Below are 25862 nucleotides of genomic sequence, written 5' to 3'. Positions count from 1 at the left end.
ATGTCATCCTCCTCGAGCCCCACGCCGGGCAGCCGGCAGTCCCCGTCCTTCGCCGTCTCCTCGCCGGCGGACATCCTGTCCTACGTACCCCACGCGCTCGGCTTCTTGCCTGCCCGGAGCCTCGTCGTGCTGACCACCACGGGCCGGCGCCTGGGAGCCACGCTCCGGGTTGATCTGCCACCGGGCGGCACGGACCCGCTCGGATTCGCCGAGGGAGTGCTCTCGTTCCTGCGCGGCGACGCCGACGCGGACGGGACTCTCGTGATCGTGTACGGCGGTGAGGAGTGGCCGCGGCTCGGGCCGGCACCGCACGAGGCGCTGGTGTCCGCCCTCGACGCCGCTCTCGAGGTCGCCGGCCTTCCGATCCGTGATGGCTGGTTCGTCTCCGCGGCCGGGTGGCGCAACTACTTCTGCAGGGACGACGACTGCTGCCCCTGGCCGGGCGAGCCGCTCGACGCCGTGGCGTCCAGCGCCCTCGGCGCGGAGCTGGTGTTCGGCGGGAGCGCCTTCGACGCGTCGGCGCCCGAGGCCGTCCTCCGCGCTGCCCCGGCGGTCGCCGCGGGAGGCACGACGAGCGAGGGGGAGCTGCGGGCCGTCGAGGACGCGCAGGCCCACTTCGCGGCGTCCTGCTCCGGTCGCTGGACGTGCGCCGCCCAGTTCCTCGCGACCTCCGCCGTCTGGGACGCCGTCCTGCTGCTGCCGCACGGGTTCGAGACCGCCGCCCACCCGGAGGTGACCGGATTCCTGCTGGCGAGCATCGAGTCGCGGACGATCCGCGACTTCCTGCTCGCCAGCGCCTGCCTCGGTTCCGCCCGGGCGCTCGACGGCGCGGCGGCCTGCGGCGTGTTCGGCAGCGGCGTGTCGGGAAGGGACACCGGCGGGATCCCTAGGGGAGCGGAGGAGCCTGCGGGCACTCCACCTCCGGTGCTGCCCGAGGCATGCGATGCCGGGGGTCGGAATGCGGGCCTGAAGGAGGCCGTGGAGGGAATCCCCGCCGCCCTCTCCGCGAACACCATGCCGGCCGGCCCGCGGGGCCACCCGTCCCCGGGACGGGAGGCGGACGAGACCGCGCTGCTGTACGCAGATGTCCTCGCCGGGCGGTTCACGGGCATGATCGCCTGGCAGCGCGTGGACGCGCTGGCGCAGGTCCTCGCGCGGCTCGCTGCGGTGTCCGACGGCGAATCACGGGCAGCGGCCCTGACGATGTGCGCCTGGTTCGAGTACGCGCGCGGACGGGGGTCCCGTGCGGCGGTGTTCCTGGAGGCAGCCGAGCTGACGGTGCCGGGGTACCGGCTCGCCCGGCTGCTCTCGGAACTCCTGCGCCGCGGCGGGCTGCCGGCGTGGGCCCGGAGGCGCTCGACGGCCTGGACCGCCGACGCCGGGCGGACCTGCACGGGCGCGGCGTGATCGTCGCGCACGCATGACGGGGCCGCATGCGGTGCGGAACGGCGCCGTCATGATTTCCGGCGCGGCGGGCAGCCGTGAGACAATGGCAGTTGAGACCCGGTTGGGTCCGTGCATCAGACAACGCCCAGCATTCCCCCGAGCGGTCCCGCCTTCCGGCGGATCGGAGGGGAATAGCGAAGGCGGCGGGATCGTTCCATAAGGGACCTGGCCCCGCCGGATATTTCTGATAACCAGCGCGGACTTGACAGGGTCATAGTGGTGTTGTCCCTCTGATTGCACCACACGCCGCCGTATGAAAGGTTTTCTGTGCCGGTCAAGAAGACAGCAGCACCGGTGTCGCCAGACGCCGGTACCACCACCACGAAGCGACGGGTGGCGGCCAAGAAGCCTGCCGCCAAGGCTGCTTCCCCGGCCACGAAGGCCTCGACCTCCGACGCCCAGGGTTCGGTGGACACGCTCGACGCGGCCGAGCCCGTCGTCGACGCCGCCGTCGACGTCGACCCCGAGGACCTCAAGCCCGAGGCCGCCGAGGTCGGGACGACCACGGGCTTCGTCTACTCGGACGCCGACGACGACGACGCCCCCGCCCAGCAGGTCGTATCCGCCGGTGCCACCGCCGATCCGGTCAAGGACTACCTGAAGCAGATCGGCAAGGTCGCCCTGCTCAATGCCGAGCAGGAAGTCGACCTGGCCCTCCGCATCGAGGCGGGCCTGTTCGCGGAGGAGAAGATCGCCGCGGACCCGGACATGGACCCGAAGCTCAAGCGCGAGCTCGAGTTCGTCATCCACGACGGCAAGCGGGCCAAGAACCACCTCCTCGAAGCGAACCTCCGCCTCGTGGTCTCCCTCGCCAAGCGCTACACCGGGCGCGGCATGCTCTTCCTCGACCTGATCCAGGAGGGCAACCTCGGCCTCATCCGTGCGGTCGAGAAGTTCGACTACACCAAGGGCTTCAAGTTCTCCACCTACGCCACCTGGTGGATCCGCCAGGCCATCACCCGCGCCATGGCGGACCAGGCCCGCACCATCCGCATCCCCGTGCACATGGTCGAGGTCATCAACAAGCTCGCCCGCGTCCAGCGGCAGATGCTGCAGGACCTGGGCCGGGAGCCCACGCCCGAGGAACTCGCGCTCGAGCTCGACATGACGCCCGAGAAGGTCGTCGAGGTGCAGAAGTACGGCCGTGAGCCCATCTCGCTGCACACCCCTCTCGGTGAGGACGGCGACTCCGAGTTCGGTGACCTGATCGAGGACTCCGAGGCGGTCGTCCCGGCCGACGCCGTGAGCTTCACCCTCCTGCAGGAGCAGCTCCACTCGGTGCTGGACACCCTCTCCGAGCGCGAAGCAGGCGTCGTCGCGATGCGCTTCGGTCTCACCGACGGCCAGCCGAAGACGCTGGACGAGATCGGCAAGGTCTACGGCGTGACCCGCGAACGCATCCGCCAGATCGAGTCGAAGACCATGTCCAAGCTGCGCCACCCCTCGCGGTCACAGGTCCTGCGGGACTACCTGGACTGATCCGCGACCTGGACCAGTCCGCCAGCTGGCGCGTCCGGCAGGGCCCTTCCTTCGGGAGGGGCCCTGCTGCGTCTGAAGCGCTTGCCTTCTGCCATTCCGTGTCGGACCGACAGGAGGCCCGGCAGGCGGTTCTGAACGCGGAAAGGCCCCCTCCGGCGGAGGGGGCCTTTCGCTGAGCTTCAGCGCCTGTACACGGGGCGCCTGGTAGGGGGGTTGCGTGCCTCTGGGTCAGTCGACGACGACGGTGGGCTTCTCGTGAAGCCGCTGCGTCTCGTCCTGCCACTCCGAGGTGAGAGGCTTCAGGTTTGCTTCGACGGCGCGTGCATGGTGGCCGCAGAACAGAAGCTCTCCACCGGATGACTGAAGGACGGCCCGCACGTAGGCCTGGGCGCCGCATCGGTCGCAACGGTCCAGGGCAGTCATTTCGCGAGTTGCTACTGCAGTGGTCATGGGGTCTCCTCCTGTGGATCGTGTACTCATATAACCACTATTCGTCGGCGGCGCTTCCCAGGCTGGGTCTCCTTTCGCTCCGGGCGTACCAGGGGGTATGGGCCTTGCCGGAACATCGGTCGGGACATCGGTCCCGCGCCTGACCGATGCTGTCGGTACCCGGCAATAGACTGGAGGTCCCCTTCCCTTTCGAACACACCACCCGGCGCCTGTCCTGGTACGTGCCTGTTCCGCCAAGGAGATCGCATCACCGTGACACCCCCCACCTCGGACTACACCGCCCGGCACCTCTCGGTCCTCGAAGGCCTCGAAGCGGTGCGCAAGCGTCCCGGCATGTACATCGGGTCCACGGACTCGCGCGGCCTCATGCACTGCCTCTGGGAGATCATCGACAACTCCGTGGACGAGGCGCTGGCCGGCTACGGGCAGAGCATCACCGTGATCCTGCACGCGGACGGCTCCGTGGAGATCCACGACGACGGCCGGGGGGTCCCGGTGGACATCGAGCCGAAGACGGGCCTCACGGGGGTGGAGGTGGTGTTCACGAAACTGCATGCCGGCGGCAAGTTCGGCGGCGGCTCCTACACCGCCTCCGGCGGCCTGCACGGCGTCGGGGCGAGCGTCGTCAACGCGCTGTCCTCCCGGCTGGACGTGTTCGTCGACCGCGGCAGCAAGACCTACGCCATGTCGTTCCGCCGGGGCGAGCCGGGCGTCTTCAAGGACGGCACGACGCCGTCGCCCACCTCGTCGTTCGAGCCCTTCCTCGACGGCTCCCGCCTCGAGATCGTGGGCAGGGCCAAGCGGGGCGTCACGGGGACGCGCATCAGGTACTGGGCCGACCGCCAGATCTTCACGCCCGACGCGAGCTTCTCGTACGAGGAACTGCAGACCCGCGCACGGCAGACGTCGTTCCTCGTCCCGGGCCTGCGCATCACGCTGCGTGACGAGCGGAGGCTCCCGGGCACCCCGGGGGAGTCCGGGGCCGTGGAGGAGGTCTTCCAGCACGACGGGGGCATCTCCGAGTACGCCGAGTTCCTGGCGCTCGACACCGCCGTCACCGATGTCTGGCGTTTCCAGGGGTCGGGCCGCTTCAAGGAGTCGGTGCCCGTCCTCGACGAGCGCGGCCACAGCCGGATGGCCGAGGTGGAGCGCGACTGCGACGTCGACATCGCCCTGCGCTGGGGCATCGGTTACGAGACGACGGTCCGCAGCTACGTGAACATCATCGCCACCCCGAAGGGCGGAACGCACCAGACCGGCTTCGAGCAGGCCCTGCTGAAGACCTTCCGCAAAGTCGTCGAAGCGAACGCCCGCAAGCTGAAGGCGGGCAGCGACAAGATCGAGAAGGACGACGTCTTCGCCGGACTGACCGCCGTCCTCACGGTGCGCCTGGCCGAGCCGCAGTTCGAGGGGCAGACCAAGGAGATCCTCGGGACGTCCGCCGTCAAGGCCATCGTGGCGAAGGTCGTGGAGAAGGAGCTGCAAGCCCGTCTGTCCTCCTCGGCGCGGAACGACAAGGCCCAGTCGGCCCTGCTGCTCGAGAAGGTCGTCGCCGAGATGAAGTCGCGTATCTCCGCACGGGTGCACAAGGAGACGCAGCGGCGCAAGAACGCCCTCGAGACGTCCACCATGCCGGCCAAGCTCGCGGACTGCCGCATCGACGATCCCGAGCGCTCCGAACTGTTCATCGTCGAGGGTGACAGTGCGCTCGGTACCGCGAAGAACGCGCGGTCCTCCGACTACCAGGCGCTCCTGCCGATCCGCGGGAAGATCCTCAACGTGCAGAAGGCCTCCGTCGGTGACATGCTGTCCAACGCCGAATGCGCGGCCCTCATCCAGGTCATCGGGGCAGGCTCCGGGCGGAGCTTCCAGCTCGACGCTCGGCGGTACGGCAAGGTCATCCTGATGACCGACGCCGACGTGGACGGCGCCCACATCCGCACGCTGCTCCTCACCCTCTTCTTCCGGTACATGCGCCCGCTCGTCGAGGCCGGCCGGGTCTACGCCGCCGTGCCGCCCCTGCACCGCGTCGAGGTCATCAACGGCGGCGCGAAGGCCAACGAGATGATGTACACGTACTCGGAGGCGGAACTGGCGCGCCTGCTGGCCGCGCTCGAGAAGCAGGGCAAGCGGTACAAGTCCCCGATCCAGCGCTACAAGGGTCTCGGCGAGATGGACGCGGACCAGCTGGCCGAGACCACCATGGACCCTCGGCACAGGACCCTGCGACGCGTGCGCATCCAGGAGGCCGAGTCCGCCGAGCGCGTCTTCAGCCTCCTGATGGGCAGCGATGTGGCACCGCGCAAGGATTTCATCATCGCCGGAGCGGCGTCCCTGGACCGGGACCGCATCGACGCCTGACGGCCGGCTGCGCCCGGTCCGCGGGAGGTCCTGACCTCGTCAGCCGAGCAGTTCGGGCGCCACCAGCAGCGCCGGCGGCACCACCAGGAGCATGCCCGCCGTGGACAGGGCCAGGCCCTGCTGGAAGCGGCTCAGCGGCGGCAGGGGAGTGAGCAGGCGGCGTAGCCGGTGGGCCGTGGACCGCGCGTCCCCGGTCCCGCCGGTCACGTCGGCCGCGCCGGGCGTCCCGGGCAGGCCCTGACGGGTTCCAGGCTCGGCGCGGGGCCCGGTGAGCGGGTCCGCGAGCGGATCGTCGAGCTCGTCACGTGAGGGCGGCAAGGCGCCGGAGCCGACGATGGCGATGGCGCGCACGAGCGTTGGCTCGTCCACGTGGCGCAGTGCCTCGTCGTCGGCCAGCATCTCGATCAGCTCGCTCACGGCGCGCTGCGCGAGCTGCGAGGTGGGCAGCCACGGCAGGGCCGCACGCCATGCGGCGAAGGCCCACAGCAGCAGGTGATGGCGCTGGTGCAGGTGCGCGTTCTCGTGCGTGAGGACCGCATCGAGTTCGGCGCGGCTGAGGAGGTCCATGAGGCCGTCGGACATCACCGTCACGGAGCGGGCGCCGCCCGGGAGGCAGTAGGCCACGGGCGCGGGATGGCTGATCACGAGCGTGGCGGGCTGGTCGGCGGCGGGGGAGCTCAGCAGGTCGAGCATGTCCCGGTGGCGCCGGCGCTGTCGGCGGATGCGGACGAAGGTCAGCGCCAGGGTGAAGAGGAGGTGTGCGAACAGCAGGGTCGCGGCACTGATCGCGAAGACGTGGATCACGCCGAGGGTCGCCGCGGAGTCGTCATCGACCAGGATGCGGAAGAAGCCCACCGACGCCGAGACGAGGTTGTCGCCGAGCGGTTCGAGGCCCCAGACGAGCATCGCGCCGATCATGGACAGCCCTCCGGCGAGGGCGATCGACTGCCAGAGCACCATCGCGGTGAAGGGTGCGCGGGCAGGCCAGGGGGCCCGGGAGAGCGCGATCGGAGCGGGCCACGCGAGGATGATCGCGAGTGCCGCGAGCAGGTAGGAGGCCCAGAACACCGAAGGGTCAGCTGCCGCCGAGCAGCTTGCGGAGGGTCTCGGCCTCGGCCTCGGAGACGCTGCCGATGAAGCGTGCGAGGACGGCTTCGCGGTCCGGCGCCGTCACGAGCACCTCGTGCATGAGTTCCGCGGTGTGGTCCTCACGGCTCGTCACGGACCGGTACCGATGCGGGCGGCTGTCGCGCTCCCGCTCCACGAGGCCCTTCTTCTCGAGCCGGGACAGCACCGTCAGGACCGTCGTGACGGCCAGTTCGCGCCCCACCTGCCCCGTCGGCGCCTCGGCGATCGCGTCCCGGAGCGCGTTCGCGTTCATCGCCTCCGGTGTCGCCCACAGCAGGTCCATCACCGTGCGTTCGAGGTCTCCGAGCGTTGCCATGTTCTTCCTTCGATCAGTGCAGGACCGGATCCCGCCTGGGGTGCCGGTCCGCTCCCGGGAGGGAGCGATGAAGCGTGATGCATCTAACCTACCGCGTAAGCCCGGACATTTCTACTCCACGTAGAAATACGTGGACATTTGTTCTACGATGTGTAGAAGAGCTTCTTCTACAGCTTGTAGAAGTTCCGCGTCGCCGGCGTACGGCACTTCCGAAAGGGTCCGATGGAAGCCTTGGAGATTGCCCGCTGGCAATTCGGGATCACGACCGTCTACCACTTCCTCATGGTCCCGCTGACCATCGGGCTCGGTCTCCTGGTCGCGATGATGCAGACCATGTGGCACCGCACGGGCAAGGAGCACTACCTCAGGATGACGAAGTTCTGGGGGAAGCTCTTCCTCATCAACTTCATCATGGGCGTGGCCACCGGCCTCGTGCAGGAGTTCCAGTTCGGGATGGCGTGGAGCGAGTACAGCCGGTTCGTCGGAGACGTCTTCGGGGCACCGCTGGCCATGGAGGCGCTTCTCGCGTTCTTCGTCGAGTCGACCTTCCTCGGCCTCTGGATCTTCGGCTGGGACCGCCTGCCCCGGCTGGTCCACCTGCTGAGCCTCTGGGCTGCCGTCCTGGCCTCCGTCTTCTCCGCCTACTTCATCCTCGTCGCCAACTCCTGGATGCAGCATCCCGTGGGCGTCGAGATGGTCGACGGCAGGCCCGTGATGGTCGACGCGTGGGCCGTCTTCACCAACAACACCGCCCTCGTCGCCTTCCCGCACACGCTCTTCGGGGCCCTCGCGGTGGCCGGGGCCTTCCTGCTCGGTATCAGCTGGTACCACCTGTGGAAGCGGCGCCACGACGGGCTCGACACCCTCGCCGCGGACGGCACCCTCACCGTCGGCGGCGAGGGTGCCCGCGACGCCGTGGACCACCGGGTGTGGCTGCGCTCCGCGCGGGCCGGCGCCGTCGTCGCCATGATCGCGTTCGCCGGCACCGGCATCACCGGCGACCTGCAGGGCAAGCTCATGTTCGACCAGCAGCCCATGAAGATGGCCGCCGCGGAAGCCGCCTGCCACGACGGCACCGGCTTCTCGATCCTCTCCGTCGGCAACCTCGGGGCCCAGAGCTGCGACGACATCACCGCCGTCATCGAGGTGCCCGGCGTGCTCTCGTTCCTCGCCAACGGCGACTTCACCACCGAGGTCAAGGGCGTCAACACCCTCCTGCCCGAGTACCAGGACAAGTACGGCACCACGCTGCCGGACGACCCCAGGTACGGCGAGCGCGCGGGCACCGAGATCGACTACCTGCCCGTCATGGAGGTCACCTACTGGGGCTTCCGCATCATGATCGGCTTCGGCGCGATCGCGGCGGCCGCCGCGGCGGCCGCCCTGTGGGTCCTCCGTCGGGGCACCGTGCCGCAGTCCCGCTGGCTCATGCGCCTCGCGGTGTTCGGCATCCTCGCCCCGTTCGGGGCCAACGCCGCCGGCTGGATCTTCACGGAGATGGGACGGCAGCCGTTCGTCGTCGCGCCCAACCCCGATCCCTCGGGCATCGACAGCGTCTTCATGTTCACCGCCGCGGCCGTCTCCCCGGGCGTCACCGTCGCCGAGCTGGTCGTCTCGCTCGTCGCCCTGACCACCGTGTACGCCGTCCTGCTCGTGGTCGAGGTGAGACTGCTGTTCACCTACGTGCGTGGCGGCACCGCCGCGGCCATGCCCGAGCTGGCGCACCACGACGACACACCCGGCGCCACCGGGGGGAAGGACGACGGCGATGTCCTCGCGTTCGCCTACTGACCCGGCCGGAGTACTCCTCCGGCCCCCGATGCGCTGTTTCCCCCGCTCCCGTCCACGCCCGACCGGAAGGTCCCCCCGATGACCGAGGCACTGCCCACCCTCTGGTTCGTCCTGATCGCCGTGCTCTGGTCCGGCTACCTGTTCCTCGAGGGATTCGACCTCGGGGTCGGCATGCTCATGAAGCTCATGGCGCGTAACGACAGGCAGCGACGCGTGCTGCTCAACACCGTCGGCCCGGTCTGGGACGGCAACGAGGTGTGGCTGATCACCGCCGTCGGGGCGACGTTCGCCGCCTTCCCGTCCTGGTACGCCTCGCTGCTGTCGGCGCTCTACCTGCCCTTCCTCTGTGTGCTGCTCGGTCTGATCTTCCGGGCCGTGGCATTCGAGTGGCGCGGCAAGCGGGACAGCGACACGTGGCGTGGCCGCTGGGACTGGGCCATCGCCGTCGGCTCCTTCACCGCCTCGGCCGGGATCGGTGCCGCCCTGGCGCTGACGACGACGGGCCTGCCGCTCGACGCCGGCGGCAACCGCGTGGGCGGCGCGTTCGCCTGGGCCACCGCACCGGCTCTGCTCGGGGCCGCCGCCGTCGTCCTGTTCTGCCTCGTCCATGCGGCAGCGTTCATCGCGCTCAAGACGGAGGGCGGCGTGCGGGGCCAGGCCGAACGCCTGTTCCGTCGGCTCCTGCCCGTCGCGCTGCTCCCGTTCCTGGGCTGGGCCCTGCTCGTCCAGCTGGACACGGGCTCGGTGATCACCTGGCTGGCCGTGGTCCTCGCCGTCGCGTCCGCCCTCGCCGCCTACCGCAGCTCGATCGCCGGCCGCGACGGGCGGGCCTTCGCGGCGCTCGGAGTCGGGATGCTCGCACTCGTCGGATCGATCTTCGGTGCCGTGTTCCCGGTCGTCCTGCCCTCGACCCTGGATACGGCGTTCGACCTGACGGTGCAGAACGCCTCGTCATCGCCCTACACGCTCGGGCTGATGAGCATCGTGGCCTGCTTCGGACTTCCGCTCGTCCTCGCCTACCAGGCATGGACGTACTGGGTCTTCCGCCGGCGCGTGTCGGAGGCCAGCATCCCCGCGGCGCATGCCGTGGCGGCGCTGTGAGCGCCACCCCTACAGCCACCCCTGCAGCCGCCCCTGCAGCCGCCCCTGCAGCCGCCCCCGCAGCCGCCCCCGCAGCCCGACGCGGACCCCTGGCCGTCCTGACGACCGCCGGACCGGCCGGCACGGGCCCGACGCCGGCCGTGTACCTCCTCGGCGTGCTCGCCGCCGCCCGCGCCGCGGGACTGGTCCTCATGGCCCAGGCGCTCGCACTCGGCATCGCGTCCCTCGCCGCCGGCACGCCGGATGTCCGTGCGGTCCTCGTGCAGGGGATGCTCGGGGCAGCACTGCGCACCCTCGCGGCCTGGGGCCAGGACGCCACCGCCGCGCGCCTGGCCCTCGGCGCCAAGGAGGGGATGCGCGAGGCCGCCCTGCTGCGCGTGCTCGACGACGGCGGCACCACACGCGCCGCCACTCCCGGCGGCGGGCAGGGCTCCCTCGCGGTGCTGCTGACCCGCGGTCTCGACGGACTCGACAAGTACTACACGCAGTACCTGCCCGCCCTCATCACCTGCGCCGTGGTGCCCCTGCTCATCGGCGCACGGATACTCCTCGCGGACTGGGTGAGCGCCCTCATCATCGTGCTCACGGTGCCGCTGGTGCCCGTCTTCATGGCGCTCATCGGCCTCCACACGCAGGAGCGCACCCGGCAGGCCGCTGTCGCGCTGGGCCGCCTGTCCGACCACCTGCTCGAGCTCGCGCGGGGGCTCCCGGTCCTCGTGGGCCTCGGTCGCGCCGCGGAGCAGACACGCGCGCTCCGCGATATCGCCGGCACGTACACCTCGCGCACCATGACGACGCTGCGGACGGTCTTCCTCTCCTCCCTCGCCCTCGAACTCATCAGTACTATCTCCGTCGCCGTCGTCGCCGTGTTCGCGGGGGTCCGCCTCATCCACGGCGACCTCGGGCTCGAGACGGCCCTGATCGCCCTGATCCTCGCGCCCGAGTGCTACGGGCCGCTCCGCGACGTCGGCACCGCGCACCACGCCAGCGAGGACGGCCAGGAGGCCGGCGCCCGGGTCCGCGCGGTCATCGATGCCCCCGCGGCCGAGGGTGTCGCGGCGCGCGCCTCATCTGCGCCTTCCACGTCGTCCGCGTCGTCCGCGTCGTCCGCGTCGTCCGCGTCGTCCGCGTCGTCCGCGTCGTCCGCGTCGTCCGCGTCGTCCGCGTCGTCCACCGGGCGCGTGGACCCGTTCGAGGCGCCCGGCGTCATCCGTGTCGAGGAGCTCGGCGCCCGGTACGACGGCGTCCTCGAACCGGTGTTCGAGGGCGTCTCGTTCGTCGTCGCGCCCGGTTCCGTCCTGGCACTGCGGGGTCCGAGCGGATCGGGGAAGTCGACGCTCATGCGGGTACTGGCCGGGGGAGCGGCGCTCCCCGTGGGCCTCCGGTCGGAGGGGCGCATCGGCGGTCTGCCCGAGGACGGCATCGCATGGGTCCCCCAGCACCCGGAGCTCCTGATGGACACTGTGCGCGGCGAACTGGCCCTTTACGCACGGCTGTTGGACGATGCCCCCGTCATCGAGGAGCAGCTCGCCGCGGTGGGGGCCGCGGACCTGGCGGACCGGCGAACGGGTGAGCTCAGCCCCGGCGAACTGCGCCGCGTCGCCGTCGCCCGCGCCCTCCTCCGGGCGCAGGACCCCGCGGTCCGGCTCCTGCTCCTCGACGAGCCGACCGCCCACGTGGACGAGGACGCCTCCCGTGCCATCCGCAGGGCCATCGCGGTCCGCCGGCCGGGACTGGCGGTCGTCCTGATCGCGCACGACGACGAGACGGCCTCCCTGGCGACGGACGAGGTCCGCCTCGAAGCCCAGCGCGTCCTCGCACCGAGCGGTGCGGCATCACCCGCCCGGTCCGCCGTCGGCCGCGGTCCCGAGGCCGGTGTCCGGTCGGTCGGCTCCGCCGGTGCCGCCCGGTCCGGCACGTCCACCGTGTCGGCCGTGCCACGGCCTCCGTCGACCGGATCCGTGGCGCCCGGATCCGTCGCACCCGCCGGCAGCGCGCGCGAGGACGACGGCATCGGGACCGACCCGCACGCGGCGGCTCCGCCGAGCCGGGGCAGGGCATCGTGGTCCCGGTCCGCGCTCGACGTGCTCGCGCTCGTGCGCCCCTGGGACCGCCGCTTCCTCGCCGCTGCAGCGCTGGGACTCGGTGCCTCGGTCTTCGCCGTCGCCCTCACCGCCCTCAGCGGCTGGCTGATCGTCCGCGCCGCCGAGCAGCCACCGATCCTCTACCTCCTCACCGCCATCGTCGGTGTCCGGTTCTTCGGTATCGGCCGGTCCCTCCTGCGTTACGAGGAGCGGCTGTGGCTGCACCGCGCGGTGTTCCACCGGGCCGACGACACGCGCCTCCGCCTCTGGGCGGGCCTGCTGCAGGCGGGGCGCTCGTGGCGGACGATCGCCCGGGGGTCGGGCGGCATCGAACGACTCGTGGGGGACATCGACGAGCTGCGGGACCTCTCGGCGCGGGCGCTGCTGCCCTTCCTCACCTCGGTCCTCACGGCTGTCGCAGCCCTGATCACCACGGCAGTGCTGCATCCCGCGGCCCTCGGCTGGCAGGCCCTCGCGGTGGGCGCGGCCGTCGTCGTCGCCCCGATCGTGGCGGTCGCGCGTGAGCGGGCCGCCGGAGCCGCCGCCGTGCAGTTGCGCGCGGACGCGCTCGAGCGCGTGACGGGCCTCGTGCGGGCGGCCCCCGATCTCCGCGTGAACGGCGCCCACCGCGTGGCGCTCGGGCTGACGCGACGCCTGGACAGCAGGGCCGTGGCAGCCTCACGCCGGTCCGCCGCCGCGGCCGGAGCGGCGACGGCGGTGATCGTCGCCGCCTGTTGCGCGGCGTCGCTCGGCATCCTCGCCTCTGCGGGGCGGCCGGCAGAGATCACGGCGGTGCTGGTGCTGATGCAGCTCGCGCTGATCGAGCCCTTCGTCGCGGGTGCTTCCGCGGTGCAGACCTGGGGTGCGCTCTCCGCCGTCGTGCGCCGCCTCCGGCCGCGGCTCGGACCGCCACAGGACGGGGACCGTCCCGGAGCCGGCGCCGGAAGCGGCCCCGCCGCTGTCCGACGGCTCGAGCTGGAGGACGCCGCCGTAGGGTACGAGCGCGGCCGGCCGGTGGTGACAGGCGTGCAGCTGCACCTCGAGGCGGGCCGCTGGACGGGTCTCACCGGACCGTCCGGCAGCGGGAAGTCCACCCTGATCGGCGCCCTGCTGGGGTTCCTGCCGCTCGAGGAGGGCAGGCTGCTCGTCGACGGCGTGCCGCACGACGGCGGTCCTGCGCCGCGCGTCGCGTGGTGTCCGCAGGAGAGCCACCTGTTCGCCTCGAGCCTTCGATCCAACCTGCAGCTCGCCCGACCACCGGGCGATCCGGCCACGGACGACGAGCTCGAGGGCGTCCTCCGGGCCGTGGGCCTCACGGAGTTCGTGGCCGGCCTCGAGCACGGGCTGGACGCGCAGGCCGGACCGGGCGGCTCCCGCCTGTCCGGCGGGCAGCGGCAGCGGCTCGCCGTTGCCCGTGCCCTGCTGACGCGGTCCGGCGTCGTCCTCCTCGACGAACCCACCGCCCACCTCGACGCCGACGGCGCCCGCTCGCTGCTGGAGGACCTGCGCCGCGGGCTGCCCGACACTGCAGTGCTCCTGGTGACGCACGACCCCGACGAGGCCGCGCTGTGCGACGGGGCACTGACCCTCCCGGGCCCTGAGCCCGCAGCCCGGTCCGAAGGCGACCGGTGCGCGTGACGCCCGTCGCGAGGCCGTGCGTCGCATCCGGACGAGCCGGTCCGCCCTGCAATACGCTGGCATCATGAGCACCCGCGACCAGCCCGGACAGCAGCCCGGACAGCAGCCCGGACAGCGGCCTGCCGGCAGACCGGCCGAGACCGAGGCACCGCCACTGCCCGCCGCGCTGCGGTGGCGTCCGCTCAACTACGCGGACATCGACGCCTGGCTCGCCCTGACCCGACGCATCGCGGCCGTCGACGAACCCGACTGGGTGGAGCAGCGCGCCGACCTCGAGCAGGCGCTCCGCGCCTCGAAGAACGACCCGCGCCGTGACACGATCGTCGGGTTCGACGACGCGGGCGTACCCCGTGCCTTCGGGCGCCTGTCCATGAACTCCGGTTCCTCACTCATCCACGGCGCGGGCGGCGTCGATCCGGAGTGGCGCGGTCGCGGGATCGGCCGCGCGGTGCTCGCCTGGCAGGCATGGCGCGCCGTCGGACGGCTGCGCGAGACCGGCCAGGCCGAGGGTACGTTCCGGAACTACGTCGAGGAACGCAATCTCTCGCACCTGGCCCTGCTCACGGCGAGCGGGAGCACGATCGTCCGGTACTTCACGGAGATGACGCGGCCTCTGGACCAGCCGATCCCGGAGCTGCCCTTTCCGCCCGAGCTGGAGCTGGTGAGCTTCGCCGACGGCGCCGACCGCAACATCGTCGAGCTGGTCCGCCTCGCGCACAACGACGCCTTCCAGGACCACTGGGGGAGCGAGCCGCGCGACCAGGAGTCGTGGCAGTTCACCGTCACGCACCCCGAGTTCCGCCCCGACTGGAGCCTCGCGCTCGTCGACGCGGCCAAGGGGGAGGTGGCCGCCTACCAGCTCGCGAGCTACGACCCCGATTCCCGCGAGCTGCTCGGGCACTCCGAGGGCTACACGGACCTGCTGGGTGTCCGGAGGTCATGGCGTGGCCGCGGCCTGGCGCCGGCGCTCCTCGCCGAGGCGATGAAGCGGTACCGGGCAGCCGGGATGGAGAACGCAGGGCTGGGGGTCGACACCGAGAACCCGTCGGGTGCGCTCGGGCTGTACGAACGCATGGGGTACATGCCGACGCAGCGGGCGATCGTCTTCGACCTGCCGCTCGTCGTCCCGTCGGACTGAGCTCTGCGGCGGGCTGCTGCGGAGCAGCTAGAGCAGCGTGCCCTGACCGTCGCCGGCATCCTTCGCGCGCCTCGACGCCGCAGGTGCTGAACCCTCCACGAGCCGAACACCCGCCGTCGACGCACCCGGCCCTGCGGCACCGGACCCTGCCGGGTCAGAGGGGCCCGATTCATCGGTTCCGGACCCCGACACGGGCGGGGCGACAGGACCGGAGGACTCGATGAGCCCTGCCAGCGCGGGCCCGACGGCGTCGATCTGCTGCGTCAGCGGCACACCCGAGCCGTCACGCCGCCCGTGCTCCGTGGGCAGCGCCCGGGCCACGCCGTTGGCCGAGGCCGCTCGAGCGGGTCCGTGACCTGCCCAGGCGAGCGACAGGGTCTCCTCCCCGCGCAGGAACCGGTGCGCGCGCACGCCCGCCGTGGCCCGGCCCTTGACGGGATACTCCGAGAACTCGGTGATCTTCGCCGACCCCGCGGCCGTGCCCGGCAGCGCGTCCCCCGGCGCGGCGACCGTCACCACCACGCCCTGTTCGTCGCCGTGCGCCACCGCACCGAAGTGCAGGACGGCGTCGCCCGCCGTGAGCTTGATGCCCGCCATGCCGCCGGCCGTCCGGCCCTGCGGCCGCACCGCGGAGGCCGGGAAGCGGAGCAGCTGCGCCAGGCGCGTGACGAACACGAGGTCGTCGGCGTCGGCGGCGGACGCCACGCCCACCACCCGGTCCTTGGGCTTGAGCGTGATGACCTCCCAGTCGTCGCGGTTCAGCGGGTATTCCGGCTGCACGCGCTTCACCACGCCCTGCGCCGTCCCGAGGGCCACGACGCCGTTCAGCGGTGCCAGCCCCACGAGGCTCTCGCCGCGCTCGAGCGTGATGAACTCCGACGACGGCACCCCGCCCGCCAGGTTGGGCACACCGGCGGTGGGCGGCAGGGCGGGCATGTCCATGACCTGGAGGCGGATCATGCGCCCGGCCGAGGTCACGGCCCCCACCTCGCCCCGGGCGGTGGAGGGCAGGACGGACCGGAAGGCGTCGTGCTTGATGCGCTGGCCGTCGCCGAGGGGCTGACGGTCCGAGGTGCGGGCGAGCTGCCCCGACGCCGAGAGCAGCACCCAGCAGGGGTCGTCCGCGATCTCGAGCGGCAGGACGGCCTTGACGCCCTTGCCCGCGGCCGGAGCGGGAAGGGCCGATCCCTTCAGCGGGGCGGCGGCCTCGGACTCGAGCAGGACGGTCCGGCGCGGTGTGGCGAACTGGTCGGACAGTTCGGCGAGCTCGTCGGACACGAGGGTGCGCAGGCGTTCCTCGGAGCCGAGGATCGCCTCCAGCTCGGCGATGTCGAGGCGGAGCTGCTCCTGTTCCTTCTCGAGCTCGATGCGCGAGTACCGGGTGAGCTGCCGGAGGCGCAGTTCGAGGATGTAGTTGGCCTGGATCTCGGTGAGGTCGTAGATGGACATCAGGCGCTCGCGGGCGGCGGAGGACTCGTCCGAGGATCGGATGATCTGGATGACCTCGTCGATGTCCACGATCGCGACGAGCAGGCCCTCGACCAGGTGCAGGCGGTCGCGCTTGCGCTGCAGCCGGTAGGAGGTGCGGCGGCGCACCACGAGGATCCGGTGGGTCACGTAGACCTGCAGGAGCTCCCGGAGCCCGAGCGTACGCGGCTGGCCGTCCACGAGCGCCACGTTGTTGATGCCGAACGAGTCCTCCATCGGCGTGAAGCGGTAGAGCTGCGCGAGCACGGCGTTCGGGTTGAACCCGTTCTTGAGCTCGATCACCAGGCGGAGCCCGTGGGTGCGGTCCGTGAGGTCCACGATGTCCGAGATGCCCTGCAGCTTCTTCGAGGTGACGGCGTCCTTGATCCGCTCGATCACCTTCTCCGGGCCCACGGTGTACGGAAGCTCGGTGACCACGAGCCCCGTGCGCCGGGCCGAGAGCTGCTCGACCGTGACCTTCGCGCGCGTCTTGAAGGAGCCGCGACCCGTCGCGTACGCGTCGCGCACGCCGTCGAGCCCCACGATCTTGCCGCCGCTGGGAAGATCCGGTCCGGGGACGAAGCGTGTGAGGTCCTCGAGCGAGGCATCCGGGTTCGCGATGAGATGGCGTGCCGCCGCGACGACCTCCCCGAGGTTGTGGGGCGGCATGTTCGTGGCCATGCCGACGGCGATCCCGCTGGCGCCGTTGACGAGCAGGTTGGGGAACGCCGCCGGGAGGACCTCCGGCTGCGTCAGCTGGTTGTCGTAGTTCGGCACGAAGTCGACGACGTCCTCGTCGAGGTGGTTCGTGAGAGTCAGTGCGGCGGCAGCGAGGCGGGCCTCGGTGTACCGGGCGGCCGCGGGGCCGTCATCGAGCGAGCCGAAGTTGCCGTGGCCGTCGATGAGGGGCAGGCGCAGCGAGAAGTCCTGGGCCATGCGCACCATGGCGTCGTAGATGGCGGTGTCACCGTGGGGGTGCAGCTTGCCCATCACCTCGCCGACCACGCGCGCCGACTTCACGTGGCCGCGGTCCGGGCGCAGGCCCATGTCCGTCATCATGTACAGGATGCGGCGCTGCACGGGCTTCAGCCCGTCGCGCGCATCGGGGAGGGCACGGGAATAGATCACCGAGTACGCGTACTCGAGGAAGGAGTCCTCCATCTCGGCTTCGACATCGATGTCGATGATCTTCTCGGTGAAATCCTCCGGCGGTACGGAGTTCTGGCGCCTGGCCACGTGGCGGTTCCTCAACAACTCAGGGGTTCGGATGGGGCGGATCGCGGGCATCCGCGCGTCCGGTCGCGGCCTCGGGCCGGGGACGGGGGGATGCCGACTACCCTGAGTCTATGGCGACGGACGGACAATACCCGGAATATTGGGAGGCTGATGTCGTCCTGCGCGACGGCGGGACAGGCCATCTGCGCCCCATCTCACCCTCCGACGCCGACGCCGTCCAGGCGTTCCACGTGAGCCAGTCGCAGAACTCCATCTACCTGCGGTTCTTCACCTACAAGGCCACGCTCAGCGCCAAGGAGCTCAAGCGCTTCACCGAGGTGGACCACCGCGACCGCGTGGCCTTCGTCATCACGCGCGGCGACGACATCATCGGCATCGGCCGCTACGACCGGCTCGACGACCCGCTCGAGGCCGAGGTCGCCTTCAACGTCTCCGACCACCACCAGGGCCGCGGCGTCGGCTCCATCCTGCTCGAGCACCTGGCGGCCGCGGCCCGCGAGAACGGCATCCGCCGCTTCTCCGCCGAGGTCCTCCCCGAGAACCGCAAGATGATCACGGTCTTCGCCGAGGCCGGCTACGAGGTGGAGCGGCACTTCGACGACGGCGTGGTGATGCTCAGCTTCGACATCGACCCCACGCGGAAGTCCCAGGCCGTGATGGAGGCCCGGGAGCACCGCGCGGAGGCCCGGAGCATGGCGGAGCTCCTCACGCCGTCGTCGGTCGCCGTGATCGGTGCGAGCCGCGAATGGGGCACCGTGGGGTACGCCCTCCTGGAGCACCTCATCGACGGCGGCTTCACGGGCCGCGTGTACGCCGTCAACCCGGAGGCCTTCGAACTGAACGGCATGATCTCGCACGCCTCCCTGGCCGAGGTCCCCGAGCCCGTGGACCTCGCCGTCGTCGCCGTGCCCCACGACCAGGTGGACGCCGTGGTGGACGAATGCGCCCGCGCCGGCGTGAAGGGACTCCTCGTGGCGACGGCGGGCTACGCCGACGACGGCGACGAAGGGCTCGCGCGGCAGCGCGCCCTCGTGCACAAGGCCAGGGCGCACGGCATGCGCGTGGTCGGCCCGGCGTCGCTGGGCCTGGTGAACACCGACCCCGCGGTCCGCCTCAACGCCTCGATGGCGCCTGCCCTGCCCCGCCGCGGCGCGCTCTCGCTCTTCAGCCAGTCCGCGGGCCTCGGCGTGCTCCTCTACGCGAGCGCCCACCGGCGCGGGCTCGGGGTGTCGTCCGTGATCTCGGCGGGGAACCGTGCCGACGTGTCCGGGAACGACGCCATGCAGTTCTGGGAGGACGACCCCACCACCCGCGCCGTCGGGCTGTACTTCGAATCGATCGGCAACCCGAGGAAGTTCTCGCGGATCGCCCGGCGCCTGGCCCGGACGAAGCCGGTCATCGTCGCGAAGTCCGACGTCACCGGACTGCAGCTGCCGCCGGGCCACGCGGTGCGCACCTCCCAGGCACCGCCCGGGGCCCTCGACTCCATGCTCCGGCAGTCGGGTGTCATGAGGGTGGAGACGACGGAGCAACTGATGGACATCGCGCAGATCGTCGCGAGCCAGCCCCTGCCCCAGGGCCCCGGCGTCGCGGTCTTCAGCAACTCGTCCGCGCTCGGGAAGGTGGTGGCCGACGGCGTCGTCTCGCAGGGCATGACCGTCGCACGGCTGGAGGCCGGTCTGCGGCTCGACACCGGGCAGTCCGTGGCCCTGCCCGCCCTCGCCGCGGCCGTGCTCGACGCCCTGCGAGCGGACTCCGTGCACGCCGCGATCGTCACCACGCTGCCGGCCCGCGGGCTGACCGCCGACGCCGTGGCCGCCTGCCTGCAGGAGTGCGCCGAGCGGGCCGGCAAGCCGGTCATTGCCTCCTTCACCGGGATCCTCGACGCCCGCCTGCAGCTCGACGGCCTCGTGTGCTCGCCGGCGACAGGCTCCCGCGCGGAGGGGACGGTCGGCACCGGCGCGGGCGGGGCGACGGACGAAACCGTCACGGCGCCGCTCGAAGCCGCCCGGACCACGGTCGGGCACGCCGAGCGCCCGACCGCCGCCGGGCCGGCCGAACGCGAGACCGCTGCCGCGGTGCTGCCCCTCCAGCGCGGACTGCCGTGCTTCCCGAGCCCGGGGGCCGCGCTCGCCGCGCTGGGCGCCGTCGTCCGCTATGCGCACTGGCGTGCCCGCGACCACGGCGAGTTCCTGGACCCCGCGGGCGTCGACGTCGACGGGGCCACGCAGGTCCTCGGGCAGGTCAGGGCGCGCGTCGCGGACATCGAACTCACGCGGCTCACGCCCGAGGAATGCGCGGCGCTCATGGGCGCCTACGGCATCCGGCTCCTGCCCTCCGCGCGTTTCACCTCCGCCGACGAGGCGGTGGAGCAGGCCGGACGGCTGGGCTGGCCGGTCGCGCTGAAGACCATGGACGAGCACCTCCGGCACCGCCTCGACCTCGGCGGTGTGCGGCTGAACATCGACGACGCCGAGTCCCTGCGGCGCAACATCACCCGGATGGAGAAGGTGCTGGCGCCGTTCGGCCACTTCGGCATGGAGGTGCAGTCGATGGCGCCGTCGGGCCAGGCCTGCAGCATCAGCGCCATCGAGGACCCGCTCATGGGCCCCGTGGTGTCCTTCGGCCTCGCCGGCGACTCCGTGAACCTCCTCGACGACTGGGCGCACGCCGTCCCGCCCTTGAGCACGGGGGACGTCGCGGACCTCGTCCGCGCGCCGCGCGCCTCCCGCAAGCTCTTCGGCTACCAGGGCCTCCCGCCGGCGGACGTCGCGGCCCTCGAGGACCTCGTGGCGCGCGTGGCCCTGCTGAAGGACAACCACCCCGAGATCGCGCGGCTCGAGTTCAATCCGGTCCTCGTCGCGTCGTCGGGCCTCGCCGTGCTCAGCGCCGTCATCGACGTCGGGAACCCGCAGCGGCGCACCGACAGCGCCCGCCGCGCCATGCGCGACTGACGGACGTCGGCGCGCCCGCACCGCCGCCCCGGGTTAGGCACAACACGGTCCGGTGGGGGAAACTGGGCATATGACCCCATCGCTTTCCGCGCAGTGGCGCGACCTCGATGCATCCCTCGAGCGGGCGGGCTTCTACCCGCGCCTCGTGGCCGACGTCGTCCACGACGCGCTCGACGGGCGCGAGCCGCTCTCGCACGTCGCGCACCTCGAGACGCACTTCGAGCGCACCGAGGTGCACCGGCACATCACGGTCCTCGTGCTCACGGAGGACATGCTCGTCATCACGCACGTGGACGACCAGCAGCTCGACGACGCCGGCGAGCAGGTCACGGCGCAGATCTCCACGGAGTCCGTCCCGGTCAGCCAGATCCGTTCGGTGGTCCTCAGCTACCTCTACGCCCAGCCGCAGGACTACAAGCCCAGCGACCCCGTCCGCGAGATGACGCTCGCGATCGCCTGGTCCGGCGGCCAGCGCCTCGACATCGGCCCCGCGAGCTGCGGCGATCCCCAGTGCGACGCCGACCACGGCCTCACCGGCACCATGGCGCAGGAGGACATCGTCCTGCGCGTCAGCGCCGAGGCGGACGGCGCACAGGCCGTGCAGAACGCGAAGGGGTTCGCTCGCGCACTGCGGAAGGCCAACACGGCCAGCCCCGCTGCCGGTGGACACATCGCCGCCCCGGACGTGGCGGCCCGCCGCCAGCCGGGGTTCGGCGCACGGTTCACCCGGGCGCACCACCAGCAGTAGCGGTGGTCTTCGACAGGGAGCCCCTCCCGGTTCCGCCCCTCTACGGTGCCTCCACCGTGGCCGACGTGATGACGAGCGCGGCCGCAGCGCTCGGCGTCGACGGCTTCACCAACGCCCTCGCGCTCCCGAGCGCCCGGCGGGTCGCCGTCGTCATGGTGGACGGTCTCGGCATGCCGCTCCTGCGCAGGTACGCCGCGCACGCGCCCTACCTGCGCGAGAGCCTCGACTCGGCCCGCGTGCTCTCCTCCGCCTTCCCGTCCACGACCGCGGCGTCGCTCGCGAGCCTCGGCACGGGGCTGGCTCCCGGGCAGCACGGCATGGTGGGCTACGACGTCCTCGATCCCGCCCAGGGCCGCGTGGTGAACATGCTGGGCCGCTGGGACGCCGACGTCGACCCGCTCGCGTGGCAGCCCCACCCGACGGTCTTCGAGAGGGTTTCCGCCCACCTGCCCGTGGTCACCGTCAGCCAGCCGCGCTTCGAGGACTCGCCGATGACGCGGGCGGCACTGCGGGGCGCCACCTTCGTGGGCGCCGGCACCATCCAGGCGCGGATCGACGCAGCAGCGGTGCAGCTGGCGGCGGCACCCGGAATGCTCGTGTACTTCTATGTCAACGACCTCGACAAGGCCGGCCACCGGTACGGCGTCGACTCCCCGGAGTGGGTGCGCGCCCTGGAGGACCTGGACGCGGCACTGAGGCTCCTGGCCCGCCGGGTGCCGTCCGACACGCTCCTGCTCCTCACGGCCGACCACGGCATGGTGGACGTCCCGCCGACCCAGCGCATCGACTACTCCGAGCGTGCGGATCTCGTGGACGGCGTGGCGCACACCGGCGGCGAGCCGCGCATGGTCCACCTCTATCTCGAGCCGTCGCTGTCCGCGGCGGACCGGGACGCGCTGGCCCTGCGCTGGCACGATGCCTTCGGTGCCCGCGCCTGGGTCCTGACCCGCCAGGAGGCCGTGGCCCGGGGCTACTTCGGAACGGTGAGCGACGTCGTCCTGCCGCGCATCGGCGACCTGCTCGTCCTGGCGCGCGAGGGGATCGCCCTGATCGACGGACGGCGCGCGGACCCGGCGGCCTTCGACATGGTCGGGCAGCACGGGTCCCTCACGCGCGCCGAGCGCGACATCCCCCTGCTGACCCTGGCCATGCCCCGGGCTCCCAAGCGGCGGGGCAGCGGCAAGGGGGCCGGGCGTGGCTGAACTGCTGTTCTTCTCGGGCACCATGGACTGCGGCAAGTCCACCCTCGCGCTGCAGATGGACCACAACCACAAGGCCCGTGGCCGCCGCGGGGTGCTCTTCAGCTCCCACGACCGGGCGGGGGAGTCCATGATCTCGAGCCGGCTCGGGCTGCAGGTCCCGGCCGTCGAGGTCTTCCCGGACACCGACTTCTGGGTGGAACTCACCGTCCGCCAGACCATGGGGGCGCGGATCGACTACGTCATCTGCGACGAGGCCCAGTTCTACACCGTCGACCAGATCGACCAGCTGGCGCGCGTCGTGGACGAGATGGACATCGACGTGTTCGGCTTCGGCATCACGTCGGACTTCCGCACCCGGCTGTTCCCCGGGTCGCAACGCCTCATCGAGCTCGCCGACCGCGTGCAGGTCCTGCAGGTCGAGGCCCTCTGCTGGTGCGGCAAGCGTGCCACCCACAACGCCCGCACCGTCGACGGCGTCATGGTGGTCGAGGGTGACCAGATGGTCGTGGGCGACGTCGACCAGCCGCTCGACCCGGACGCGGGCACACCGGTCGAGGCGGAAGGACCGGCGGCGGGGCCCGAGACGTCGGGGGAGAGCCGTGGTCCAGTGATCGGCTACGAGACGCTGTGCCGGCGGCACCACATGCGCCGCCAGACCACCAGGACGTCGCCGTCGCTCTACTCCAACCAGGTGCCCCTGCCCTTCGAGCCGAAACAGCGGGAGTCTGGCAGAATCTGAGCATGCCGCACACCGGAGGACATACCGAGAACGGAGCACACGGCGACCAGGACACCCTGCGGGTGCCGTTCTGGATCGTGCTGGCGGGGGTCGGGGCGGGTGCCTTCTGGGCCTTGGCCGGGGTCGCCGTCGGAGCCGCACTGACGCGCCGCCGAGGAGCGGGCGGACCGCCCCGGAGGACGGGCCCGCCCTGGCCGGCCGGGCGGCGCTAGTCGCCCTTGCGGCCGAAGACGATATCGTCCCAGCTCGGCACGCTGGACCGTTTCGGCTTCGCACGGCGCTCCGCAGCCGCGTCGGCGGCGGGCTTGTCCGCGGCGGGCTTCCCGGCGCCTCCCTTGCCCGGGTTCGCGTCCCTGCTGGCCTCCCGCACAGACTCGTCGGCTGCGCCGCGATCCGCTCCCGCTCCCGTCGGACGGGGAGCGGACGGTGCGGCTGCGGGCGGGTGCTGCGGGCGTGAGGGCTGCGCGAACACGCTGATCTCGCGCGTATCGGTGCTGACGCCGTCGTACAGCCGGGGCGTGCCGTCGTCGTGCTGAGCCGGGTCCGGCGCCGGATCGAGGAGATCGGCGTGATCGGCCGCACCGGGGGCGAGGGCCAGACCGGGTACCTGGACGTCCTGCTCCTCGGGCGTGTCGTCGTTGCGCGGGTGGGCGGCCGGGATCCCGCCGCGGCTGAGGAGCTCCGCGAGGGCATCGTCGCCGGTCTCGTCCGCCCCGAGGCGCTGGCCCCGCCGTGAGCGGAGTACGTCCAGCAGGCCGTCCTGGTCGGCGGACGCCTCGTCGGCCTCGTCGGCCTTCTCCGCCTCGAAGTCGAAGACGCGGTCCGCCACGGCGCTGAGCCTGCGGGCCGGCAGCGGTCCGTCGAGCGGTTCCAGTTCGCTGAGCACCTGCGCCCACCGGTTGCCGTTGGTGACGGTCTTCCGCGTCGGGTTGTAGGTCCACCGGGCAGGCGGCTGCTCGCCGAGATCCACCTGCGAGCCGTCGGGCAGGTCGAACGACGCCTCGACGTGCCAGGAGCCGTCCTGGCGGCGCCAGGAGTCCCACTCGACCGACGCCGGGTCGATCCCGTAGTTGCGGACCCGGAACGCCACCATGTCCCCCAGCGACGCCGGGCTGTCGCCGAACGCGGAGCGGTACCCGTCGTGGCTGGGCAGGGGAGTGGCGACCTCGACGCGCTGCGCGAGGTAGGCCACGTAGTCGCGCTCGGCGCGGACCGGGCCTTCGTAGCGCTCCACGTGGGCGAGGTCGAGGCCCGACTCGGCGGACACCTGTTCCGCCGTGGCTCCCGCACGGATGCGCGCCTGGATGTCCCGCGGGGTCAGCTGGACCGGGGGCTTCGCCGGCTTCCGCCGGGGCTCCTCCCGAGCCGGCGACGCCGTCGCCGACGATGCCGGCGCCTCCCCGGCCCTGGTGCTCGCGGTGCGCAGCGCGTCGTCGACGGGCAGCCGGTAGGACGTGCCCTCCTCGCCGCTCAACAGCAGATGTTCGCCATCCACACCCACCAGGCGTAACTCCTGCATCGATTCCTCCAGCCGACAATAATTCCTAGGTGAAACTGTGCCACTGAATGGCGGCCATTCCTACTACGCGGCACCGCGTGGCGGACGCCGCACCGGCGCCGGGCACAAAACGCGGGCGGTCGGCGTTATGCGATGTCGATGATGCTCGCCCGTCGGGTGAGTGGTGATGAAGGGGGAAGAGGCGGGTATGACACTCGAGAGCACAGCGGATGGTGCGGACACGGGCAACGACGGCGAGGCCACGGGGCTGCACGGGCGGCAGGGGGACGGTGCGGCGCCGGCCGGCATGCCGGGCACGGGCGCAGCATCGGCGACGGCGCTCCTGGCGCCGCTGGTCGACGAGGACGAGCTCGAGGCGGCCGACTCCTTCGACCTGCCGGGCGCCGATCTCTCCAGCGAGGAGATCTCGGTGCAGATCCTGGCGGCGCAGGCCGACGAGTTCACGTGCGCCTCGTGCTTCCTCGTGCGCCACCGGTCGCAGATCGCCGACGAGCGGGGCGGGCTCCTGTACTGCGTGGACTGCGAGGGCTGAGGCGCCCCGATCGGCGGGATCAGCCGCCGAGGGCCGCTGCGAGCCGCTCGGGGTTACGCGAGGATGCGAGCCAGTAAGGGGTTCGGTCCTCGGGGTCGGTGACCTCGATGCGCACCACGGGGGAGATCCACCCGCGGATGCAGAGGTAGGCGAGGCCGTTCAGGCCGGGCCCGCGCTGGTACGTGGCGTCGTCACCGGAGAACCACTCCACCGCGCCGAGGTAGGACCGTTCGATGCTCGCGCGCCCGACGGTGAGGGTGGTCGCCGTGACGGTGATGCGCGGCGTCGAGAGGATGAGCAGGGTGAACACGATGATCGCGACGACGACGGCGACACCGATCGCCACCTCGACGGAGATGGGCGCGAACATCACGATCGTGGCGGCCGAGAAGCCCGCCGCGATGAGCCACACCCAGGGCGTCGGCCACAGGCGTTCCTGGTAGAGGACGGCCTGGTCGGATGTGTTCCGGGGAGCTTCCCCTGGCGCGCTGGACATGACACAAGCATTCCACCAATTCCCCGGCTCCTCATCC

At 71.7% G+C, this 25862-nt stretch carries 19 protein-coding genes; 13 read left to right on the top strand and 6 right to left on the bottom strand.

All coding sequences use genetic code 11. The features are described from left to right. Both AC4D2O_RS08380 and AC4D2O_RS08375 read left to right on the top strand, forming a co-directional pair. Entirely contained in the window at positions 1–1407 is a 1407-nt protein-coding gene (locus AC4D2O_RS08380) for a DUF4192 domain-containing protein (RefSeq protein WP_490906360.1), read from the top strand. A gap of 306 nt (positions 1408–1713) precedes the next feature. Then, positions 1714–2925: an RNA polymerase sigma factor gene (locus AC4D2O_RS08375; protein ID WP_490906358.1), complete on the top strand. Its 1212-nt coding sequence runs from the start codon at positions 1714–1716 to the stop codon at positions 2923–2925. A 228-nt stretch (positions 2926–3153) separates the two neighbouring features. On the opposite strand, the gene AC4D2O_RS08370 is transcribed toward AC4D2O_RS08375, so the two are convergent. After that, positions 3154–3375, bottom strand: coding sequence for a DUF7455 domain-containing protein (locus AC4D2O_RS08370; protein ID WP_490906355.1), 222 nt, complete (start codon positions 3373–3375; stop codon positions 3154–3156). Positions 3376–3627: 252 nt separating this feature from the next. Here AC4D2O_RS08370 and AC4D2O_RS08365 point away from each other — a divergent pair, with 252 nt between their 5' ends. After that, positions 3628–5736 (top strand): DNA gyrase/topoisomerase IV subunit B, encoded by a 2109-nt coding sequence (locus AC4D2O_RS08365; protein WP_490906353.1) that lies wholly within the window; start codon positions 3628–3630, stop codon positions 5734–5736. Positions 5737–5775: 39 nt separating this feature from the next. On the opposite strand, the gene AC4D2O_RS08360 is transcribed toward AC4D2O_RS08365, so the two are convergent. Beyond that, positions 5776–6804, bottom strand: coding sequence for a M56 family metallopeptidase (locus AC4D2O_RS08360; protein WP_490906351.1), 1029 nt, complete (start codon positions 6802–6804; stop codon positions 5776–5778). Between the two features lie 7 nt (positions 6805–6811). Next, positions 6812–7180: a BlaI/MecI/CopY family transcriptional regulator gene (locus AC4D2O_RS08355; protein ID WP_490906349.1), complete on the bottom strand. Its 369-nt coding sequence runs from the start codon at positions 7178–7180 to the stop codon at positions 6812–6814. A gap of 222 nt (positions 7181–7402) precedes the next feature. Between AC4D2O_RS08355 and AC4D2O_RS08350 the strand changes: the two genes are divergently transcribed. The 4 genes from AC4D2O_RS08350 to AC4D2O_RS08335 all read left to right on the top strand — a co-directional run bounded on the left by AC4D2O_RS08350 (position 7403) and on the right by AC4D2O_RS08335 (position 14932). Continuing rightward, complete coding sequence (locus AC4D2O_RS08350; protein WP_490906348.1) at positions 7403–8971, top strand: cytochrome ubiquinol oxidase subunit I; 1569 nt, start codon at positions 7403–7405, stop codon at positions 8969–8971. Between the two features lie 78 nt (positions 8972–9049). Then, on the top strand, positions 9050–10072 hold the full coding sequence (cydB, locus tag AC4D2O_RS08345) for a cytochrome d ubiquinol oxidase subunit II (protein ID WP_490906346.1): 1023 nt from the start codon (positions 9050–9052) through the stop codon (positions 10070–10072). Then, positions 10069–13794: a thiol reductant ABC exporter subunit CydC gene (gene cydC / locus AC4D2O_RS08340; protein WP_490906344.1), complete on the top strand. Its 3726-nt coding sequence runs from the start codon at positions 10069–10071 to the stop codon at positions 13792–13794. Before cydB ends, cydC begins: the two co-directional genes overlap by 4 nt. A 64-nt stretch (positions 13795–13858) precedes the next feature. Continuing rightward, positions 13859–14932 carry a GNAT family N-acetyltransferase gene (locus tag AC4D2O_RS08335; RefSeq protein WP_490906343.1) on the top strand — a complete coding sequence of 358 codons (1074 nt, stop codon included), beginning with the start codon at positions 13859–13861 and terminating at the stop codon, positions 14930–14932. A gap of 27 nt (positions 14933–14959) precedes the next feature. Here AC4D2O_RS08335 and AC4D2O_RS08330 read toward each other — a convergent pair whose 3' ends face one another. Continuing rightward, positions 14960–17635 carry a DNA gyrase/topoisomerase IV subunit A gene (locus AC4D2O_RS08330; RefSeq protein WP_490906342.1) on the bottom strand — a complete coding sequence of 892 codons (2676 nt, stop codon included), beginning with the start codon at positions 17633–17635 and terminating at the stop codon, positions 14960–14962. Between the two features lie 110 nt (positions 17636–17745). Between AC4D2O_RS08330 and AC4D2O_RS08325 the strand changes: the two genes are divergently transcribed. The 5 genes from AC4D2O_RS08325 to AC4D2O_RS08305 all read left to right on the top strand — a co-directional run bounded on the left by AC4D2O_RS08325 (position 17746) and on the right by AC4D2O_RS08305 (position 23490). Beyond that, the gene (locus AC4D2O_RS08325; protein WP_490906341.1) at positions 17746–20589 is read left to right on the top strand and encodes a bifunctional acetate--CoA ligase family protein/GNAT family N-acetyltransferase; all 2844 of its coding nucleotides are present in this window, start codon (positions 17746–17748) and stop codon (positions 20587–20589) included. Positions 20590–20659: 70 nt separating this feature from the next. Further along, positions 20660–21337 carry a DUF5998 family protein gene (locus AC4D2O_RS08320; RefSeq protein WP_490906340.1) on the top strand — a complete coding sequence of 226 codons (678 nt, stop codon included), beginning with the start codon at positions 20660–20662 and terminating at the stop codon, positions 21335–21337. 2 nt (positions 21338–21339) lie between these two features. Beyond that, positions 21340–22539, top strand: coding sequence for an alkaline phosphatase family protein (locus AC4D2O_RS08315; protein WP_490906338.1), 1200 nt, complete (start codon positions 21340–21342; stop codon positions 22537–22539). Beyond that, the gene (locus AC4D2O_RS08310) at positions 22532–23278 is read left to right on the top strand and encodes a thymidine kinase (protein ID WP_490906336.1); all 747 of its coding nucleotides are present in this window, start codon (positions 22532–22534) and stop codon (positions 23276–23278) included. Before AC4D2O_RS08315 ends, AC4D2O_RS08310 begins: the two co-directional genes overlap by 8 nt. Before the next feature lie 2 nt (positions 23279–23280). Then, entirely contained in the window at positions 23281–23490 is a 210-nt protein-coding gene (locus AC4D2O_RS08305; protein ID WP_490906335.1) for a hypothetical protein, read from the top strand. On the opposite strand, the gene sepH is transcribed toward AC4D2O_RS08305, so the two are convergent. Further along, positions 23487–24797 carry a septation protein SepH gene (gene sepH, locus AC4D2O_RS08300; protein ID WP_490906334.1) on the bottom strand — a complete coding sequence of 437 codons (1311 nt, stop codon included), beginning with the start codon at positions 24795–24797 and terminating at the stop codon, positions 23487–23489. The two genes, AC4D2O_RS08305 and sepH, sit on opposite strands and share 4 nt — an antisense overlap. Before the next feature lie 286 nt (positions 24798–25083). On the opposite strand from sepH, the gene AC4D2O_RS08295 reads away from it, so the two are divergent. Next, positions 25084–25329, top strand: a complete 246-nt coding sequence (locus AC4D2O_RS08295; RefSeq protein WP_490906513.1) for a DUF4193 family protein — start codon at positions 25084–25086, stop codon at positions 25327–25329. A 19-nt stretch (positions 25330–25348) separates the two neighbouring features. Here AC4D2O_RS08295 and AC4D2O_RS08290 read toward each other — a convergent pair whose 3' ends face one another. Continuing rightward, entirely contained in the window at positions 25349–25825 is a 477-nt protein-coding gene (locus tag AC4D2O_RS08290; protein WP_490906332.1) for a DUF3093 domain-containing protein, read from the bottom strand. Positions 25826–25862 lie beyond the last annotated feature (37 nt).

The organism is Arthrobacter sp. TJ-238 (assembly GCF_058269215.1).
The sequence above is the reverse complement of the archived record's forward strand: the minus strand, read 5'-3'. Positions and strand labels throughout refer to the sequence as shown.

Bases quoted from the DNA above. Each gene is read 5' to 3' on its own strand.
- AC4D2O_RS08380 (WP_490906360.1), top strand. From the start codon at position 1: ATGTCATCCTCCTCGAGCCCCACGCCGGGCAGCCGGCAGTCCCCGTCC.
- AC4D2O_RS08370 (WP_490906355.1), bottom strand. From the start codon at position 3,375: ATGACCACTGCAGTAGCAACTCGCGAAATGACTGCCCTGGACCGTTGC.
- AC4D2O_RS08355 (WP_490906349.1), bottom strand. From the start codon at position 7,180: ATGGCAACGCTCGGAGACCTCGAACGCACGGTGATGGACCTGCTGTGG.
- AC4D2O_RS08350 (WP_490906348.1), top strand. From the start codon at position 7,403: ATGGAAGCCTTGGAGATTGCCCGCTGGCAATTCGGGATCACGACCGTC.
- cydB (WP_490906346.1), top strand. From the start codon at position 9,050: ATGACCGAGGCACTGCCCACCCTCTGGTTCGTCCTGATCGCCGTGCTC.
- AC4D2O_RS08335 (WP_490906343.1), top strand. From the start codon at position 13,859: ATGAGCACCCGCGACCAGCCCGGACAGCAGCCCGGACAGCAGCCCGGA.
- AC4D2O_RS08325 (WP_490906341.1), top strand. From the start codon at position 17,746: ATGGCGACGGACGGACAATACCCGGAATATTGGGAGGCTGATGTCGTC.
- AC4D2O_RS08320 (WP_490906340.1), top strand. From the start codon at position 20,660: ATGACCCCATCGCTTTCCGCGCAGTGGCGCGACCTCGATGCATCCCTC.
- AC4D2O_RS08305 (WP_490906335.1), top strand. From the start codon at position 23,281: ATGCCGCACACCGGAGGACATACCGAGAACGGAGCACACGGCGACCAG.
- sepH (WP_490906334.1), bottom strand. From the start codon at position 24,797: ATGCAGGAGTTACGCCTGGTGGGTGTGGATGGCGAACATCTGCTGTTG.
- AC4D2O_RS08295 (WP_490906513.1), top strand. From the start codon at position 25,084: ATGCCGGGCACGGGCGCAGCATCGGCGACGGCGCTCCTGGCGCCGCTG.
- AC4D2O_RS08290 (WP_490906332.1), bottom strand. From the start codon at position 25,825: ATGTCCAGCGCGCCAGGGGAAGCTCCCCGGAACACATCCGACCAGGCC.